A 417-nucleotide genomic window follows, 5' to 3' on the forward strand; every position below is an offset into this window, starting at 1 on the left:
GCGCGCTCAGGCGTTTTCTCGTGGATACGCAGCACATGGCCGGGGTCTTCCTGTGGACGAAAATCCATATGCCCCGGGTACCGATCTGCGGCGTGAGTGGAACGCTGGGTGGCATTCGGCCGACATCGAGTATATGGATCAGGAGGAATACGAATGACGACGCAGCGTGAAGCGTACCATGAGGGCCGTGCCGCCTACGAACGGGGCGACGTGGATGAAAGCCCGTACCCGGACAATGACGCTAACGGCCTCTCGTGGTACGATGGTTGGTATGATGCATTTCTTGAGGATTCGGACGAATGAGGCAGAAACCCCAAAGGTTTGACAGAATAGCGAGAAGTTACGTAGAAAGCCCAAAGGCTGTCGAAGACTTTCTCGATGAGTACGAAGCGCTGTGCCGAAAGCACGAGCTTTGTA

General features: G+C 55.6%; 2 protein-coding genes. Both read left to right on the top strand.

The genetic code is table 11. From position 1 onward, the window contains the following. Positions 1-157: ribosome modulation factor (locus AC1RPU_RS07900; RefSeq protein WP_481769629.1), on the top strand; the 157-nt coding region annotated here is incomplete at its 5' end. After that, the gene (locus AC1RPU_RS07905; RefSeq protein WP_281106376.1) at positions 154-303 is read left to right on the top strand and encodes a hypothetical protein; all 150 of its coding nucleotides are present in this window, start codon (positions 154-156) and stop codon (positions 301-303) included. The genes AC1RPU_RS07900 and AC1RPU_RS07905, both read left to right, overlap by 4 nt. The last annotated feature ends 114 nt before the right edge of the window (positions 304-417 follow it).

It is taken from the genome of Dellaglioa sp. CoH-55-MRSF-7 (genome assembly GCF_056782235.1).